The sequence below is a fragment of the Actinoplanes sp. NPDC004185 genome (assembly GCF_053603475.1).
In genome coordinates, this window is record NZ_JBSGFR010000034.1 from 48,798 (window position 1) to 65,380 (window position 16,583).

13 protein-coding genes are annotated in these 16,583 nt (G+C 70.3%); 3 read left to right on the forward strand and 10 right to left on the reverse strand.

What is annotated here, in order from left to right:
- Nucleotides 1-20: 20 nt before the first annotated feature.
- Nucleotides 21-617, reverse strand: a complete 597-nt coding sequence (locus ACWEOZ_RS30225; protein ID WP_451914055.1) for a TetR/AcrR family transcriptional regulator — start codon at nt 615-617, stop codon at nt 21-23.
- Nucleotides 618-676: 59 nt separating this feature from the next.
- Here ACWEOZ_RS30225 and ACWEOZ_RS30230 point away from each other — a divergent pair, with 59 nt between their 5' ends.
- Nucleotides 677-2,935 (forward strand): glycoside hydrolase family 3 C-terminal domain-containing protein, encoded by a 2,259-nt coding sequence (locus ACWEOZ_RS30230; RefSeq protein ID WP_451914056.1) that lies wholly within the window; start codon nt 677-679, stop codon nt 2,933-2,935.
- The gene (locus ACWEOZ_RS30235) at nt 2,932-4,128 is read left to right on the forward strand and encodes an MFS transporter (protein ID WP_451914057.1); all 1,197 of its coding nucleotides are present in this window, start codon (nt 2,932-2,934) and stop codon (nt 4,126-4,128) included. The genes ACWEOZ_RS30230 and ACWEOZ_RS30235 overlap by 4 nt, the downstream gene beginning before the upstream one ends.
- A gap of 56 nt (nt 4,129-4,184) precedes the next feature.
- Here ACWEOZ_RS30235 and ACWEOZ_RS30240 read toward each other — a convergent pair whose 3' ends face one another.
- The 8 genes from ACWEOZ_RS30240 to murD all read right to left on the reverse strand — a co-directional run bounded on the left by ACWEOZ_RS30240 (nt 4,185) and on the right by murD (nt 13,577).
- A complete protein-coding gene (locus ACWEOZ_RS30240; RefSeq protein ID WP_451914058.1) occupies nt 4,185-5,105 on the reverse strand; it encodes a carbohydrate ABC transporter permease in 921 nt (306 codons plus the stop codon).
- A gap of 19 nt (nt 5,106-5,124) precedes the next feature.
- Nucleotides 5,125-6,036, reverse strand: coding sequence for a carbohydrate ABC transporter permease (locus ACWEOZ_RS30245; RefSeq protein ID WP_360547582.1), 912 nt, complete (start codon nt 6,034-6,036; stop codon nt 5,125-5,127).
- A 60-nt stretch (nt 6,037-6,096) separates the two neighbouring features.
- Nucleotides 6,097-7,533 (reverse strand): N-acetylglucosamine/diacetylchitobiose ABC transporter substrate-binding protein, encoded by a 1,437-nt coding sequence (gene ngcE / locus ACWEOZ_RS30250; protein ID WP_451914059.1) that lies wholly within the window; start codon nt 7,531-7,533, stop codon nt 6,097-6,099.
- A gap of 35 nt (nt 7,534-7,568) precedes the next feature.
- Entirely contained in the window at nt 7,569-8,468 is a 900-nt protein-coding gene (locus tag ACWEOZ_RS30255) for a carbohydrate ABC transporter permease (RefSeq protein ID WP_451914060.1), read from the reverse strand.
- Complete coding sequence (locus ACWEOZ_RS30260) at nt 8,468-9,454, reverse strand: carbohydrate ABC transporter permease (RefSeq protein WP_451914061.1); 987 nt, start codon at nt 9,452-9,454, stop codon at nt 8,468-8,470. The genes ACWEOZ_RS30255 and ACWEOZ_RS30260 overlap by 1 nt, the downstream gene beginning before the upstream one ends.
- A 77-nt stretch (nt 9,455-9,531) precedes the next feature.
- A complete protein-coding gene (locus ACWEOZ_RS30265; protein ID WP_451914062.1) occupies nt 9,532-10,839 on the reverse strand; it encodes an extracellular solute-binding protein in 1,308 nt (435 codons plus the stop codon).
- A gap of 50 nt (nt 10,840-10,889) precedes the next feature.
- The gene (locus tag ACWEOZ_RS30270; RefSeq protein WP_451914063.1) at nt 10,890-11,864 is read right to left on the reverse strand and encodes a MurR/RpiR family transcriptional regulator; all 975 of its coding nucleotides are present in this window, start codon (nt 11,862-11,864) and stop codon (nt 10,890-10,892) included.
- A 360-nt stretch (nt 11,865-12,224) separates the two neighbouring features.
- Nucleotides 12,225-13,577, reverse strand: a complete 1,353-nt coding sequence (murD, locus tag ACWEOZ_RS30275) for a UDP-N-acetylmuramoyl-L-alanine--D-glutamate ligase (RefSeq protein ID WP_451914064.1) — start codon at nt 13,575-13,577, stop codon at nt 12,225-12,227.
- An 83-nt stretch (nt 13,578-13,660) separates the two neighbouring features.
- On the opposite strand from murD, the gene ACWEOZ_RS30280 reads away from it, so the two are divergent.
- The gene (locus tag ACWEOZ_RS30280; protein ID WP_451914104.1) at nt 13,661-14,965 is read left to right on the forward strand and encodes a hypothetical protein; all 1,305 of its coding nucleotides are present in this window, start codon (nt 13,661-13,663) and stop codon (nt 14,963-14,965) included.
- A gap of 12 nt (nt 14,966-14,977) precedes the next feature.
- On the opposite strand, the gene ACWEOZ_RS30285 is transcribed toward ACWEOZ_RS30280, so the two are convergent.
- The gene (locus tag ACWEOZ_RS30285; RefSeq protein WP_451914065.1) at nt 14,978-16,105 is read right to left on the reverse strand and encodes an FAD-binding oxidoreductase; all 1,128 of its coding nucleotides are present in this window, start codon (nt 16,103-16,105) and stop codon (nt 14,978-14,980) included.
- Between the last annotated feature and the right edge of the window lie 478 nt (nt 16,106-16,583).

A 16,583-nucleotide genomic window follows, 5' to 3' on the forward strand; every position in this document is an offset into this window, starting at 1 on the left:
TGCCGTGCGGGTATGACACTTCAGCCGCCGAGCAGGACTTCCAGCAGCTCCAGGGACTTCTCGAGGTCGACCGCGGGGTCCAGCAGCCACTGGGTCTGCAGGCCGTCGGAGGCGGCGATGATCAGCGCGGCCGCCGCCGGCGGGCTGATGTCGGGGCGGATCCGGCCGGCCCGCTGGTCCGCCTCGATGCGCTCGGTCAGCACCTCGCGGAGCTGGGCGAAGCGCCGGCCGAAGAACTCGCGCGACGGCTCGTGGCCCTCCTCCAGCGCGCCCGCCACCAGCGTCGAGTAGAGCTGGACCAGGCCGGGCACGCCGTGGTTGCGGCGGGCCGCGTGGGTCATCAGCCCGACCACCGAGACGTCGGGCGGCAGCCGGTCCTCGGCGACCGAGCGTTCCTCGGCGGCCCGGTAGACCTCGATCAGCAGCTCCTCGCGGGAGGCGAAGTAGTGCTTGAGCGCGGCGTGCGAGACCCCGATGGCCTCGCCGATGGCGCGCAGCGAGGTGCCCTCGGCGCCGCGTTCGGCGAAGACCTCGATGGCCCGGTCGAGGATCTCGCGCCGGCGGCGCACACCCTTGTCGTACGCGCCGCGCCGGGTGATCTCGGGGGCCTCGTCCATCGGGCCATCGTAGACCACAAAAACTTCCATGCGGAGGTTTTCATTGTTACGGTCGGGTCATGACACTCGACGTTCCCGCGCTGCTAGCCACCCTCACCCTCGAGGAGAAGGCCTCCCTGCTGGACGGGGCCGACTTCTGGCGTACGCAGCCGGTCGAGCGCCTCGGCATCCCCGGCGTGATGGTCACCGACGGGCCGCACGGCCTGCGCAAGCAGGCCGGCGAGTCGGACCACGTCGGCCTCAACGACAGCGTCCCGGCCACCTGCTTCCCGCCCGCCGCCGGGCTCGCCTCCACCTGGAACACCGACCTGCTGGCCCGCATCGGGGAGGCGCTGGGCCGGGAGTGCCGCGCCGAGCAGGTCGCCGTGCTGCTCGGCCCGGGGGTCAACATGAAGCGCTCGCCGCTGTGCGGGCGCAACTTCGAGTACTTCTCCGAGGACCCGCTGCTGGCCGGCGAGCTCGGCGCGGCCCTGGTCAACGGCCTGCAGAGCACCGGGGTGGGCGCCTCGCTCAAGCATTTCGCGGCCAACAACCAGGAGACCGACCGGATGACGGTCTCGGCCGACGTGGACGAGCGGACGCTGCGGGAGATCTACCTGCCGGCCTTCGAGCGGGTGGTCACCCAGGCGCAGCCCTGGACGGTGATGTGCGCCTATAACAAGATCAACGGCACGTACGCGAGTGAGGACCCCTGGCTGCTCACCCAGGTGCTGCGCGACGAGTGGGGCTTCCAGGGGCTGGTCGTCTCCGACTGGGGTGCGGTCAACCGCCGCGACGCCGGGGTGGCCGCCGGGCTGGACCTGGAGATGCCGTCGTCCGGTGGGGCCGGCACCCGGGTCATCCTGGACGCCGTCCGGGCCGGCACGCTGAGCGAGGCGGACGTCGACCGGGCGGCGACCCGGGTGCTGACACTGATCAACCGGTCGCTGCCGGCGTTGCAGGAGGGTCAGACCTTCGACGCCGACGCCCACCACACGCTCGCCCGTGAGGCCGCCGTGGCCAGTGCGGTGCTGCTCAAGAACGAGGGCGGGATCCTGCCGCTCGACGCCGCGGGCGGTGGCCCGGTCGCGGTCATCGGCGAGTTCGCCCGGACGCCGCGGTTCCAGGGCGCCGGATCCTCGCAGGTCAACCCCACTCGGGTGGACACCGCGCTGGACGCGTTGCGGGCCGCCCTCGACGGCCGCCGCGAGGTCACCTTCGCCCCCGGCTTCGTGATCGACGCCGAGGCCGCCGACGAGAGCCTGGTCGCCGAGGCGGTACGGGCCGCAGCCGCCGCCGACGTGGCCGTGCTCTTCCTCGGGCTGCCCCCGTCGTACGAGTCGGAGGGCTACGACCGCGACCACATGGACCTGCCCGCCCACCAGCTCGACCTGCTGCACGCCGTCGCCGACGCCAACCGGCGCGTGGTCGTCGTGCTGTCCAACGGCTCGGTCGTCACCGTCGCGCCCTGGCAGGACCGCGCGCAGGCCGTCCTCGAAGGCTGGCTGCTCGGCCAGGCCGGCGGCAGCGCGACCGCCGACCTGCTGCTCGGCGCGGCCGATCCGGCGGGCCGGCTGGCCGAGACCGTCCCGGTGCGCTTCGCCGACAACCCGACCATCGGCGCGTTCCCCGGCGAGCTCGGCCACGTCCGGTACGGCGAGGGCCTGCTGATCGGCTACCGCTGGTACGACGCCCACCGCCTCGAGGTCGCGTACCCGTTCGGCCACGGCCTGTCCTACACGAGCTTCGGCTACAGCGACCTGTCCGTCACCGTGCTCGCCGACGGCGGCGACCCGCGGGTCGAGGTCAGCCTGACCGTCACCAACACCGGTACGCGCCCGGGCCGCGAGACGGTCCAGCTCTACGTCACCGACCCGCAGGCCAGCGTCTACCGCCCCGAGCAGGAGCTGCGCGCGTTCACCCAGGTTGCGCTCGGCCCCGGCGAGAGCGCGCCGGTGACCCTGACGCTGGGGGCGCGGGCGTTCGCGTTCTGGCACGAGGCGGCCCGGAGCTGGGTGGTCGAGGGCGGCGAGTTCGGCGTCCGCGTCGGCGCGTCCTCGCGCGACATCCGGCTCACCGGCACGGTCACGCTGGCCGGCCAGGGCTACGCCGTGCCGCTGACCCCCGAGTCGACCGTGGACGTCTGGCTGGCCCACCCGGCCGCCGGCTCGTGGTTGCGCGAGCAGCTCGGCACGGGCCTGTTCACCGACATGCTCTCCGACCCGACCAACGGCCAGATGATGCGGGCCATTCCGCTGGTCCGGCTGTCGCGCTTCCCGGGCTTCCCGGTCACCGAGCCGGACGTCGAGGCCGCGGTGCAGCGGTTCAGCGCGCGGTGACGGCGACTCTCGGCGCCGCTCCGGCCGAGCAGGCCCGCCGGGCCCGGATCGCCGTCGCGGCGGTGTTCCTGACCAACGGCGCCCTGTTCGCCAACGTCGTGCCGCGCTACCCGCAGATCAAGGAGTCGCTGGAGCTGAGCAACGCGGCGCTGGGCTCGGCCCTGGGCGCGGGCGCGCTCGGCTCGCTGCTCGGCGGCCTGTTCGCCGCGGCCGCGATCCGCCGGTTCCGGTCGTCGCGGACCGGGCTGGCCGGCATGCTGCTGATGGCGGTGGCGTTCATCCTGGTCGCGGTCGCGCCGGCCTGGTGGGTGCTGGCGGCGGTGTTCCTGGTGGCGGGGGCGGCGGACGCGATCGTCGACGTCGCGCAGAACGCGCACGGCCTGCGGGTGCAACGGCTCTACGGCCGCTCGATCGTCAACTCTTTCCACGGCGTGTGGAGCATCGGGGCGGTGCTCGGCGGGCTCATGGGCTCGGCCGCGGCCGGGCTGCGGGTGCCGCTGGTCCTGCACCTGAGCGTGGCCGCGGTGCTGGTCGGGGCGATCCTGCTGGTCGCGTACCGGTTCATGCTGCCCGGACCGGAGGACGCCGAGCGGGCGGCGCCGCAGCCGGGTGCGGCCCCGCCGGGCCGGCGGTCCTTCGCCTGGCCTGCGGTACGGATGCTCGCCGCGCTCGGCGCTCTGGCGGCCTTCGGGGCGCTCGTGGAGGACGCCGGCTCCTCGTGGGGCGCGCTGTTCCTGTCCGACTATCTCGGCGCCGGCGCGGCGACAGCCGGGCTCGCCTTCGTGGCGCTGCAGGTGGCGATGACCGCCGGCCGGCTGCTGGGCGACCGGGCAGTCGACCGGTTCGGCCAGCGCACGGTGACCCGGGCCGGCGGGGCGCTGGCCGCGGCCGGGATGGGCTGCGCGCTGGCCTGGCCGTCGGTCGGCTCGGCCCTGGCCGGCTTCGCGCTGGCCGGGCTGGGCACGGCAACGCTGGTCCCGGCCGCGATGCACACAGCCGACGAGCTGCGCGGACTCCCGCACGGCGCCGGTCTGACCATCGTGAGCTGGCTGCAGCGGGTGGGCTTCCTGGTCTCGCCGCCGCTGGTGGGGCTGGTCGCCGACCACAGCAGCCTGCGGGTCGGCCTGCTCAGCGTGGTGGTCGCCGGCCTGGGCACGCTGCTGCTGGGCCGGGTCCTGCTCAACCGCGCCTGACGCGGCTGGGCGGCGCCCCTCCCCGAGGAAGGACGCCGCCCGTGGGCCGTGCTGAGCTACTTGGTCGCGCCCGCGGTCAGGCCGGACTGGATCTGGCGCTGGAAGAACGCGTACACGATGATCATCGGCAGGATCGAGAGGGTGAGCGCCGCGAACAGCGCGGCCCAGTTCGCCTGGTAGCCCGCCGACACCGAGATGTTGGCGATGCCCTGGGTGAGCACCCACTTCTCCTGCGCGCCCGCGCCCTGCATGATCGCCACCGGCAGCAGGTACTGGTTCCACTGGCCGACGATGTTGAAGATCGTGATGCTGACCAGGCCGGACTTGGCCATCGGCAGCATGACCTGGAAGAACAGCCGGGTGTGGGAGGCGCCGTCGACGATCGCGGCCTCGGCGATCTGGTTCGGCAGCGTCTTGAAGAACGCCGTCATGAAGAAGACCGTGAACGGCAGCGAGTACGCGATGTAGACCAGGATCAGGCCGGTGTAGGTGTTGAGCAGGCCGAGGTTCTGCAGGATCAGGAACAGCGGCACCAGCGCCAGGAACACCGGGAAGGCCAGGCCCGAGACGAACAGGTAGTAGATGAAGCGGTTGCCGACGAACTTGTAGCGGGCCAGCACGTAGGCGGCCATCGACCCGAACAGCATGGTGCCGGCCGTGCTGATCGCCACCACGAAGACGCTGTTGAGGAAGTAGCGCCCGACGTGCGCCTCGGTCCAGGCGGTCTTGTAGGTCTCGAACGAGATCTTGCTGGGCAGGCTGAACGGCGCCTGCGTGAAGATCTCGGTGTTGCTCTTGAACGACGCCAGGATCACCCAGATCAGCGGGGCGATGACCAGCAGGCCCCAGACCGCCAGGGCGATGTGGGCGAAGCCGCTGAAGAGCTTGATCTCTTTCTTGTCCCGCTGCGTGGCGGTGCTGGCGTGCCGCGACCCGGTGTACGAGGCCGCCGGCCCGTCCGTCTTGGTGTAAGTCACTTGAGGCTCCCGGTCCGGCTCACAGCTCGATCGCGTCGCGCCGGGTGACCCGCAGGGTCAGCGCCGCGAACGTGATGGTGAGGAAGAACAGCACGACACCCATCGCCGAGGCGTAGCCGAACTGCGCGTAGTCGAAGGCGTTGCGGTAGATCTCCAGGCCCAGCACCGTGGTGGCCCCGTCCGGGCCGCCGCGGTCCACGGACATGACGTTCACCAGGGCGAACGCGTCGAAGGCGGCGATGCCCAGGTAGACCCAGGCGACCTGCAGCGTGTTCCACAGCAGCGGCAGCGTCACCTTGAAGAACAGGGTGCCCCGGGTGGCGCCGTCCAGCGCGGCGGCCTCGTAGATCTCCGTCGGGATGGAGCCCATCCCGGCGGAGAACAGCACCACGTAGAAGCCGACCGCCTGCCAGACGAGCACGGCCAGGATCGACCAGAGCGCCAGGTTCTTGTCGGCCAGGAACAGCACCGGCCCGGCGCCGACCTGATTGAGCAGGCCGTTGATCAGGCCGCTGTCGTCGGACGAGTAGACCCGGGAGAAGATGACCGCGACCAGGGCCAGGGCCAGCAGCTGCGGGAAGAAGAACACCACCCGGTAGAACTTCGAACCCCAGACCCCCCGGGTACGGCCGCCCTTCGAGCCGCCGCCCACGTTGAGCAGGAACGCGAAGAACAGCGCCAGCACAATCGTGAGCAGCGGCAGGAAGATCAGCAGCAGGATGTGGTGCTGGATCGCCTTCCAGAACGTGCTGTCCTGGAACAGCTTCGTGAAGTTGTCGAAGCCGATGTAGCTGACGTCCGGCGAGAAGCCGCGCCAGTTGGTGAACGACAGCTGGAACGCCTGGACGTACGCCGCGATCACGAACGTGCCGTAGATGGCCACCGGCACGATCAGGAAGCCAATGATGAACGGGTACCTGCCGTGCTTCATGGTTCTTTAGCTCCGTTCGTGATTGCGGGTACGTCGGCTCAGCGCTGGATCAGCGCTGGATCAGCGGGAGAACTTCTGGATGGACGAGTCCTTCTTGACCGCGTCGGCGGCCTTCTGCATCCGCTCGACGAACTTGTCGGCGGTGCCGCCCTGGTAGATCAGCTCGTTCGTGGCGGCGCGCAGCTCGTCGTCCAGCTTCTTGTACCAGGTGTCGAAACGGAAGCTGAAGGTGTCCGCGCCCGCCGCGCCCAGGGCCTTGTTGCCCGAGGTGAGACCGGCACTGATCTCCATGCCGTCGGTGGCGCCGGCCACGACGGTCAGCGTCTTGGTGAGCTGGGTGAAGCCCACGGCGCCGGCCTTGCTCAGCATGTGGCGCAGGAACTCCATGCCACCGCGCGGGTTCTTGCCCTTGCTGGCGACGAAGTACTGCTCGCCGGCCGCGGCGTAGAGGGCGGTGACGGGCAGCTTGTCGGCCGAGGTCACGCTCGGCACCGGCATGAGCTGGTAGTCGAAGCCCGCGGGGGTGTCCTTGGCCTGCTCGTTCTCGAGCCAGGAGCCGGACGGGTAGAGGCCCACCTTGTACTGGTTCTGCTGCAGCTGGACCTCGGTGTGCTTGAGACCGAGGAACGCCTTGTTGGAGTACTTGGCGCCGACCTCGGCCCACGCGGCGGCGGCCTGCTTGACGGCGTCGTTCGTCCAGGCACCGTCCTCGAGGTTGTCGATGTTCTTGAGGATGTCGGCGCCACCGATCTTGGCGGCGCTGGTCAGCAGCAGCGTGTACATGTAGTACGGCGCGTTCGCGCCCGCGTAGCCGAACGGCGTGATGCCCTTGGCCTTCATCTTGTCGAGCAGCGCGGTGAAGTCGCTCCACGTGGTCGGCACGGTCCAGCCGTTGTCCTTGAACAGCTTGCCGCTGTACCAGAGGCCGAAGACGGTGAAGGCGTAGTTGAGCACGTACGGCTTGCCGTTGAAGGTGCCCTGCTCGATCGTGCCCGGGATCAGGGTGTCCTTGACGGTCTTGCCGGCGATGTCCACCGACGGGGCCGCGTACAGGTCGGTCAGCTCCTGCACCTGGCCGGCCTGGACGAGCGCGCCCTGGTCCATCAGCTTCGAGCCGGAGTTGTTGATCATGTCCGGCGGGTTGCCCGCGGTGAACCGCGGCTGCACCACGGTCGAGATCTCCTCGGCCTGGTTGAACGTGACCTTGGAGTTCGGGAAGAGCTTGTTGTACGACGGGATGTCCACGTCGGTGGCGTACTTGGTGCCGAGGCCACCGTTGAAGATCAGGACCTCCAGCGGCTCGTCCTCCTTGATGCCCAGCGGGTTGGTCGCGGAGACCGTACCGGCGGGCTTGTCCGCGGCGTCGTCCTTGTCGTCGCTGCCGCCGCCCACGCAGGCGCTCAGCATCGTGACGGCGGGGGTGGCCAGCAGGCCCACGGCGGCAGCGCGGCGCAGCAGCGTCCGGCGGTCGACCTCGGGCTTCAAGATGTCGGTCATGAAACTTTCTCCTCAGGTGGTGATGCGGTGCCGGGTCAGCCCTTGACGGCGCCAGCCGTCAGGCCGGTTGCGATGTTGCGCTGGACGATCAGGAAGAAGATGACCACCGGGAGGGCGGTCAAGATCGACCCTGCCATGAGCGGGCCCCAGAAGGTCCCACGATTCGTCTGGTTCTGCAGGAGCCAGGCCATCAGATTCTGGTGGGCCTGGTCGTTGAGCGTGTTGATGATGATGAACTCGTTCCAGGCCTGGATGAAGCCGTAGACCGAGGTCGCAACCAGACCGGGACCCGTCAGCGGCAGGATGATCTTCCAGAAGACCTGGAACCGGCTGGCCCCGTCGATCGACGCGGCCTCGTCGAGCTCGCGCGGGATGGCCTGGATGAAACCACGCAACGTCCACACCGTGTACGGCAGGATCAGCACGATGTAGACGAGCGTGATGCCCAGCAGGCTGTTGGTGAGATTGGCCTTCTGCAGCATCAGGAAGAGCGGGATCAGGATCGCGACGAACGGCACCATCTGCACCGACAGGACGACGAGGATGATCGCCTTGCGGCCGTAGAACCGGAACCGGGCGATGGCCAGCGCCGCCAGGAAGCCGACGAGCAGGGCCCCGAACACCGCCCCCGAGGTCACGAGGACGCCGTTGAGCAGGTCCTGCTGGAAGAACGGCGCGTTGAACGCCGACTTGAAGTTGTCCAGCGTGAACGTGTCAGGGAAGAACGTGGGCTCGAACTGCAGGATCTCCGGCGCCGGCTTGAACGCGGTGTTGATGACCCAGTAGACCGGGAAGAACATCACGATCGCGAAGAGCACGCCGACGGTGTTCGCGACGACCGTCCCGGTCCGGCTCCGGCCGACCGTGGGGGTGTCGGACTCACGGACCGGGCGACGCCGCTTGCGTACGGCGGTCTGCGGTGCGGTGGCGACCATCAGTCCACGTCTCCGATCTTGAACATCTGCCGCATGTAGAAGGCCATGACGCCGAGCAGCAGGAGCACGGTCACGACGGCGATCGCGGAACCCAGCCCGTAGTTGTTGTTCTTGAACGCGGTGCTGTACGCCCACGTCGCCAGGACCTGGTACTCCTCCTCGGGCCGGCCGTTGCGCACGACGTAGACCTGGGTGAAGAGACCGAAGTTCCAGATCACCGAGAGCGTCGTGACGATGACCAGCAGCGGCTTGAGGATCGGCAGGGTGACCGAGCGCAGCACGGCCCAGGCCGAGGCGCCGTCCACCACGGCCGCCTCGAGCAGTTCCTTGGGCACCTGGGTCAGGCCCGCGTTCAGCGTGATCGCGATGAACGGGATGCCGGCCCAGACCACGATCGCCGTGATCACCGTCCAGCCCTGGATCGGATCGGCGAACCAGCTGTGGTTGGCGAAGTCGACGCCGGGCAGCAGGTCGATCAGGTAGTTGAGCACGCCGAAGTCGGAGTCGACCAGCCAGCGGAAGGTCTGGGTGGCGACCAGCTGGGGCATGGCCCAGACGAACATCATCGCGACGATCATGGCGATCCGCACGCTCGGCGCCACCCGGCGCATCAGCAGGGCGACCGCGAGCCCGAGCACGAGGGTGAGCACGACCGAGACCACGGTGAAGCCGATCGTACGGCCGACGACCTGGTAGAACGTCGTGTTCGTGAAGATCTTGACGTAGTTGGCGAACCCGACGTTCTCCGGGGCCAGGTTGGCGAACAGCTGGCGCAACCCGATGCTCTGGAACGACAGCACGATCATCCGGATGAGCGGATAACCGAGCAGGCCGGCCAGCAGCAGGAGTGCGGGCAGCGTGAGCGCGAGGGGGGCGAAGCCGCCGCTCGTGGCCGAACGACGCTTGCTCCGGGCGCGCCCACCCGCCGGCGCCGGTGCCGGTGGCTGCGCGGCCGGTGGGGCGGACGGGGAGTCGACGACGGACATCGGTCCCATACCTCTCTGCGGGGATGCGGTGCCGGGCCGGGCCGCCCGCCCGGGGAGGGCGGGCGGCCCGGACACGGTCAGCTGGCGTTGAGGATCTCGTTGATCTTCGCGTCGGCGTCCTTCGCCGCGGCCGGCACGGTGGCCTTACCGGTGGCGATGCTGACCAGCATGTTCTGCAGGACGTTGGCCGACTCGACGTCCGACCACTTCGGCGCCATCGGCACGAACCAGGTCTCCTTGGCGGCCTGCGCGGTCGCCTCGTTGCCCTTGACCGCGGCGGCCTTGTCCAGCAGGGAGGTCGCGTTGGGCAGCACGCCCTTGGCGATCAGGCCCTCCTGCGACTTGGCGTCGGTGAAGATCTGCGCCCACTTGGCGGCCAGGTCGGCGTTCTTGCTCTTGGCCGTCACGGCGACGTCCGAGCCACCGAGGAAGGACGGGATACCGGGCAGCGGCGCCGTGGCGACCTTGCCGTTCACCTTGGTCTTGACCTTGGCCGAGGCGGGGTCGTTGGGGTCCTTGGGCTGCTCCTGGACCGCGCCCAGCTCCCAGCCGTTGCCGTAGATCATGCCGGACTTGCCCTGCGCGTAGACCGCGTCCTGGTCGTTCTCGTCCTTGGTCGGGTCACCGCTGGAGTAGGTCTTGGCGATCTCGGCCCACTTGGTCAGGCCGGCCTGCGCACCCGGCTCGGACAGGGCGCCGACCCACTTGTCGCCGTCCTTCTTGGCGATCTCGCCGCCGTTGCCGTGCACCCACGCCATCGCGGCGTACCAGTACTTGCCCGGCATGTAGAAGGCGGAGAACTGCTTGTCGCTGCCGTTCTTCTCCTTGAGGGTCTTGGCCGCGGCGACCAGCTCGTCGTAGGTCTTCGGGGCCTTCAGGCCGGCCTTGTCGAACAGGTCGGTGCGGTACAGCAGCACCCGGGCGCCGGCGTAGTACGGCACGCAGTAGGTCTTGCCCTCGAGCTCACACGGGGCGGAGAGGCCGGTCAGCCACTGCGCCGAGTTCTCGAACTGGCCCTTGTCGAGCGGGGCGAAGGCGCCGTTGAAGACGTACTTCGGCATCTCGGTGTTGCCCAGCTCCACCACGTCGGGCACGTCGCTGCCGGCCAAGGTGGTGTCCAGCTTGGCCAGGTGGTCGGTCCACTGCTGGTAGTCGACCTGCACCTGGGCGCCGGTCGCCTGGGTGAAGCGTTCGTTGGCCTGCTTGACGACCTCCGGCCAGCCCGACTGGGCGTCGACCATCAGCCAGACCTTGATGGTCTTGCCGGCACCGTTGACGGAAGCGGCGGCATTGGGGGTGTCGCTGCTGTCACTGTTCGAGCCGCACGCGGCGGCACCGAGCAGCGTCGCGGCGAGGGTCGCCGCAACCGCGATTCTGCGCTTCACGCTAGTCCTCCTGGACGAATGAGTTATGCGGGTGAGAGGGGATCTCGAATTCATGGGGCGGAGCTCCCGTCCTTGACGGCTTTGTGGCCGTGGACGGCTTGGGCGGTGCGTTGAAAGGCCGCGTGCGAACGTTCGTGGGTCCGCTGGGCGACGGCTACGTAGAGCAGATCGAGCACGACCAGCTGCGGGTGCCGCGCGGAGAGCGCGTCCGGCCGGAAGGTCGTGGCCTGGGTGGCGGTGAGCAGCACGATGTCCGCCAGCTCGGCCAGCGGCGAGCGGGGGAAGCTGGTCAGTGCGATGGTGGTGGCGCCGCGGCTGCTGGCCTCGGCGAGGAGCTCTATGGTCTCGCCGGTCTCGCCGCTGTGCGAGATGCCGAGGGCGACGTCGCCGGCCCGGGACAGCGCGGCGCTGGCCAGGCCGTTGTGCACGTCGGTCCAGGCCCAGGCGGCCACGCCGATGCGGTGCAGACTGAACTGCATCTCCTCGCCGACCAGCGCGCTGCCGCTGGCGCCGAAGATGTTGACCCGCGGCGCGGCGGCGATGGCCACCGCGGCCCGCTCGACCTCGGCCAGGTCCAGCAGTGAGGCGGTGTCGTGCATGGCCCGGGTGTCGGCCGCCATGATCTGGCCGAGCACCCGCTCCAGCGGGTCGCTGGGCTGGATCTCGCGGCCGATGTCCACGGTCCAGCCGGAGGCGCGGGCCCGGCCGGTCTCCGCCGCGATGCCCAGGCGCAGGTCGGCGTAGCCGTCGAAGCCCAGCGCCCGGCAGAACCGGGTCACGGTGGCCGGCGAGGTGCCGCTGCGCTCGGCCAGCTCGACGATGGTGGCCCGGGAGGCCGCCGCCGGGTCGGTCAGGACCTGCTCGGCGACGCGCTGCAGGGCGCCGGTGAACTCCGGCAGCAGGGTACGCACCCGGACCAGCACGCCGTCCGAGTTGTTCATCGAGTGCTGCGCGGCGGCCTGATCGCGCACCAGAGAGTCGACGACCGCGGTCGCTGCGGTGCCGTCTACGTCTGGCTCGATCATGGGCCGTCCCCTCAGGAAGGAGTGTTAACTGTCGCGGTAAAAGTTCTTACTTTCTGACCCCCCGTGTCAAGACCGTGGGTGAAGTTTTCAAACCGTTACCTGGAGCACGTCGATGAATGCCTGTGACCCGGCAGACGGTTGACGTACGTCGATCCGCATATGGCCGTTAGGGCGTGACCGCCATCACATGCACCCGTTTCACCCGTTTTGCTCATCGGCTTTATGGGTCGCCAACGGCATCAAACGGCGCGGCGGCATGGCCCGGTCGGGGGACCCTGCGGGCAACGCGAAACGCCCTCGCAATCCGCGAGGGCGTCTCTTAAGAGGAGGAGGTCCGGCAATAATTCTGCCCAGAACCGGTTAAGCGCTGTCGCGGACCGCCTGGGCGAAGACCTCGGAACGGTGCTCGAAGTTGCGGAAACGGCCGTAACTGGGGGCCGCCGGGGACAGCAGCACCACACCCTCGGACGGCGTGAGCTTGCGGGCCAGCCGTACCGCCGAAGGCAGATCTTCCGCCGCCTCCGTGCGCACGCCGGCCAGGCCGGCCAGCTCCGCCAGGATGCGCGGCCCGCTGTCCGGCAGGCCGATCACGGTGATCTCCCGGTCCTTGAGGTGCTCCCGCAGGGGGCTGTAGTCCAGGCCGCGGTCGGTGCCGCCGACGAGCACGGTCAACGGCCGGCCCTCGTACGCGTCGATCGCGTGCATCGCCGAATACGGACTCGTGGACAGCGTGTCGTCCACGAACGTCAGCCCCGACGGGTCCTCGATCTCGGCCAGCCGGTGCGGCAGCCCCTGGAAGGACGCCACCGCCGCGCGCAGGGCCTCCCGCTCACCGACGACGTCGATGCCCATGCCGTCCAGCACGGCCAGGGCGACACAGAGATTGCGCTCGTTGTGCCGGCCGCGCAGCTTGAGCGTGTCCCGCGGGAACAGGGCCTCGTCGCTGCAGTACACCTGGGCGTCGGCCTCGACCCGGAACCGCGAGTCACCCCCGGCGGCCGGGATCGCCGCGAAGCCGTTCGCGTCCTTGACCGCCACGGTCTCGGCGACCAGCCGGTCGTCGGCCCCGTTGATCACGATGAGCTCGGGGCCGTGGGCCAGCAGGTTGAGCTTGTCGCGGTAGTACTCCCGCTCGCCGCCGTGGGCGTCCAGGTGCTCGGGGAACAGCGAGGTCACCACCGCGACGCGCGGCGAGTCGGTCAGGTCACTGCACTGGTAGCTGGAGAGCTCCAGAACGTACTGCTCGGCCGGAGGCAGGTCGAGCAGCGGCACGCCGATGTTGCCGCCGAAGACGGTGGGCCGGCCCACCGCCGCCAGCAGGTGACTGATCAGGCTGGCCGTGGTGCTCTTGCCCTTGCTGCCGGTCACCCCGATGGTGCGGTTGGCGTGATCGGCCATCCACAGGGCGCTGCCACCGGTCACGGTGACACCCCGGGCCCGCAGATCGGCCATCCAGGGATGGGTCTGCGGCACGCCCGGCGAACGCACCACCACGTCGGCGGCCATCAGCGCGGCCTGGGCGTGATCACCACCGGCCAGCGGGGCCAGCGCGGCCAGCTCGCCCTCCCACGGCACCGAGAGGAAGTTGGCGCTGTCGTCCACCGCGATCAGGCGCGAGGGACCGTGGGCGGCGACGGCCGTGACGGCGGCCCGGCCCTCCCGGCCGGTCCCCCAGACGGCAACGGAACGGCCGCGCAGGTCTGCCAGGCGCACAATCGTCTCCCTCGGTCGAGTCGCACTAGTATGGCTCGCTGGTCCTACGTTGGGAGTGCCGGGTGCGTGCGCAGTACGAGGTCATGCGGTTCCCCGCATACAGGTTCGATGCGGCGACGGGGGTCGCGGAGTTCGACTACCTGCTCGACGGCCCGGACCCGCTGGAGTTCACCGAGACCATCACCTTCCCGCTCGGCGGGGGCGAGCCGCCGGCCCACTTCTTCAAGGTGCTCGACCTGCTGCACGTCGTGGCCGGCGTGAGCTACTACAAGGTCGGCGCGCCGGCCCGGATCGAGGCGCCGGTCGCCGTGCCGGCCGCGGTCACCGCGTTCTTCACGGCCGTCTACACGCACGGTCTCGGGGAGTACGCCTACGTCAACAAGCTCCCGCACGTGCTCCAGCTGTCGGTCACCTCGCCGGCTTCGTCGGCTCCCCCGGCCCCTCCCATCGACAACGCGGACGGCCGGCCGCTGTCGGCCGTGGGCGGAGGCAAGGACTCCATCGTCACCCTGGAGATCCTGCGGGCCGCCGGGCTGGACCCGGTGCCGTTCTCGGTCAACCCCAACCCGGTGATCGTCAACGTGAACGCCGCCTCCGGCCTGACCGCCCTGGCCGCCCGCCGCCAGCTCGACCCGCGGCTGTTCGCGCTCAACAAGGCCGGGGCCCTCAACGGCCACATCCCGGTGACCGCGATCAACTCCCTGATCGCGATCGCGACCGCGGCCCTGCACGGGCTGGGCCCGGTGGTGATGTCCAACGAACGCTCGGCCTCCGACCCCAACCTGATCTGGAACGGTCACGAGATCAACCATCAGTGGTCCAAGGGCGTGGTCGCCGAGGGCCTGCTGCGGGCGGCGGTCACGGCCCACACCGGCCTGACCGAGCCGTACTTCTCGCTGCTGCGCTCACTGTCGGAGCTGCACATCGCCCAGCTCTTCGCCCGGTACACCGCGTACGACGACGTGGTGACGAGCTGCAACAAGGCGTTCAAGCTGCACGACCCGACGGCCCGCTGGTGCGGCGACTGCCCCAAGTGCCGCTTCGTGGCGCTGGCCATGGCGCCGTCGATGTCCCGGGCCCGGCTGACCCACATCTTCGGCCGGGACCTCTTCGCCGACCCGGCGCAGGTGCCGGGCTACCTGGAACTGCTGGGCATCGACGCGCACAAGCCGTTCGAATGCGTCGGCGAGGTGGAGGAATCGCTGGTGGCGCTGACGATGCTGGGCGACGACCCGCAGTGGGCGGACGCACCGGTGATCACGGCGCTGCGGGCGGCGGTGCCGGCTGAGGCGTGGGCGGCGGCCTCCCGGGACGAGGTGCTGACGCCGGGCGGGCCGACCTTCGTGCCGCCGGCCTACGCCAAGATCCTGGCTGCCGCCCTCGCCTGACCGGCTCGCCGGTCAGTCCGGCTTGTCGTGGTGGATGCGGTCGGGGGCCACGCCCAGCGCCTGCAGGGCCAGGCTCGTCGCGGCCAGCATCAGCGGTGGCCCGGCCAGATACACCTCGTGGGCCGACCATTCGCCGTAGGCGGCGACCGCGTCGGTGACCAGGCCGCTCGGGAACGGTCCGGCCTCCCCCTCGGAGATCACCGGGATCACGGTGGCCCGGCGGCAGGCCCGGGCGATGTCGGTGAGGTCGTCGATGTCGTACAGCTCGCTCAGGCTGCGCACGCCCCAGAAGAGCACCGCCGACCGCGGATCGCCGGACGCGGCCAGCTCGGTGAGCAGGGCCTTGAGCGGCACGACCCCGGTGTCCCCGGCGATCATCAGCAGATCCCGGCCGGACTCGGGCAGCCCCATCTCCCCCTCGGCCCGAGCGATCCGCACGGTGTCGCCGATGGCCGTCCGGTAGACCAGCGCGCCGCTGATCCCGTTGTGGCTCTTGGCCCGCACATGCAGCTCGACGATGGTGTCCCGGCGCGGGTTCCCGGCCAGCGAATACGGCCGCCACACGCCAGGCTGGTCGGGCAGCTCGATCCGGGCGTACTGACCGGGCCGGTAGGGCATGGGCAGATACGGTCGCAACCACAACACGGCCAGGTCGTCACGGCGCCGCTCGTGCCCGACCACGACCGCGGTCCACACGGTCGGCTGATAGGCGGCGGCAGCCATCCCGTGGGCGATCCACTCGTACGCGTGCTGCCACGTCGACCGCCAGGCCTGGTCGAAATCCTGCCGCCAGCCACCGGGGGCCATGCCCGCCCGCATCGCCTCGGCCAGCGCGGCCCCGGCCAGCTGCAACTGCTGAGGCAGGACTCCGCACTCGGCCAGCGAGGCACCGAGCCGGCCACACGCGGCGACCAGCACCGGCGGCTGGTCCAGGTGATGCACCAGCCAGGTCAAGGCGTCGGCGAGCTGCGCGACCTGAACGGCCGGCCCACCGGGCAGTTTGGCGAACAACGCGGGCTGGGCCTGCGCCAGAGCAGCCCGCAACCGCTCGGCGACCTCCTCAGGCCCGCCGGCCAGCGACAAGCTGTTGCCGAGCAGCCGCGCCATCTCCCGCAGGGCGGCGTCATCGGCGGGATCCATACCGTCGGCGGGGAGGGCAGGACGGGCGCCGACGGGCGGGACGATGCCGGGCATGCGTACCGGTCCGAAGGAACCCACGGCCTGAACCGGATCCCCGGGCCACTGCGGCCCGGCCGGCCGCGGGCCGCCGATGCCGGGAATGCCACTGATGGGCTCGGTCGACGACCCGGTGGCCGGGATGAGCGGTACGCCGCCGGCCCAAGGCCCAGCCCCCGGCGGGTACGGGGTGGTGGCCCCGGGACGCAGCCCGCCCCGCACGGGCGGGGTGACGGCACCGGGCCGGGTGGGAACGACGGCGCCGGGAGGAACCGCGGGGACGATGGACGTGCCGGGCGTGGTGTCTGCGGCTGGGGTGGGGGGTTGGGCGGGGCCTTGGCCGCCGCCTGAGCTGGTCGGGGGGACAAGGCGGCCGGGGATGGTGCCGCCGGGCACCAGGCCATTGCCGACTGGAATCCCGCCACCAGGACCGGCGCCACCA

What these genes read in the sequence shown, in the direction of transcription:
- ACWEOZ_RS30280 (WP_451914104.1), top strand. Translation starts at nt 13,661, where the DNA reads ATGCGGTTCCCCGCATACAGGTTCGATGCGGCGACGGGGGTCGCGGAG.
- ACWEOZ_RS30230 (WP_451914056.1), top strand. Translation starts at nt 677, where the DNA reads ATGACACTCGACGTTCCCGCGCTGCTAGCCACCCTCACCCTCGAGGAG.
- ngcE (WP_451914059.1), bottom strand. Translation starts at nt 7,533, where the DNA reads ATGACCGACATCTTGAAGCCCGAGGTCGACCGCCGGACGCTGCTGCGC.
- ACWEOZ_RS30225 (WP_451914055.1), bottom strand. Translation starts at nt 617, where the DNA reads ATGGACGAGGCCCCCGAGATCACCCGGCGCGGCGCGTACGACAAGGGT.
- ACWEOZ_RS30255 (WP_451914060.1), bottom strand. Translation starts at nt 8,468, where the DNA reads ATGGTCGCCACCGCACCGCAGACCGCCGTACGCAAGCGGCGTCGCCCG.
- ACWEOZ_RS30285 (WP_451914065.1), bottom strand. Translation starts at nt 16,105, where the DNA reads ATGGATCCCGCCGATGACGCCGCCCTGCGGGAGATGGCGCGGCTGCTC.
- ACWEOZ_RS30245 (WP_360547582.1), bottom strand. Translation starts at nt 6,036, where the DNA reads ATGAAGCACGGCAGGTACCCGTTCATCATTGGCTTCCTGATCGTGCCG.
- ACWEOZ_RS30260 (WP_451914061.1), bottom strand. Translation starts at nt 9,454, where the DNA reads ATGTCCGTCGTCGACTCCCCGTCCGCCCCACCGGCCGCGCAGCCACCG.
- ACWEOZ_RS30270 (WP_451914063.1), bottom strand. Translation starts at nt 11,864, where the DNA reads ATGATCGAGCCAGACGTAGACGGCACCGCAGCGACCGCGGTCGTCGAC.